The 417-nt window shown below is 18.9% G+C and carries 1 pseudogene; it reads left to right on the plus strand.

The features are described 5' to 3' along the window. Positions 1–417 (plus strand): annotated as a pseudogene (locus tag RI76_RS02950) (hypothetical protein); the annotation flags it as partial.

Here is a 417-nt window from a genome sequence, read left to right on the forward strand (position 1 = left end):
TATATTTAATTTTATTAAAATGATTGTTATTTTTATATGGGAAAAATTAACCACTTTAATTTATCCTTTAAAATTATTTAGTTCTTTATTTGGTTTTTTAATAGATATTTTAAATTTTTTTAAAGATATTTTTAGTTCTTTGATTAGTTTTATTAAAAGTAATGTTTCTTCTCTTACTGGTCAAAAATTAATGAAACCTGATGAGGGTTTATGGGAAAAATTAAAAGAAATTTGTAAAATTATTTTCGCTATTACTGTTGGAGGCAGTGCTATTTATTTTTTTAAAGAAATGCAAACCTTTCTGTTAAATTCTTTTATTAAAATAGGCGATTTATTATTTAAAATTGTTCTAAGAATTTTAGATATTATGGTTATTATTTTAAACATTTGGTTATTGTTATTCAAAAAAGTTATAAT

The sequence above is a fragment of the Milkweed yellows phytoplasma str. MW1 genome, assembly GCF_000309485.1.
Lineage (GTDB): Bacteria > Bacillota_I > Bacilli_A > Acholeplasmatales > Acholeplasmataceae > Phytoplasma.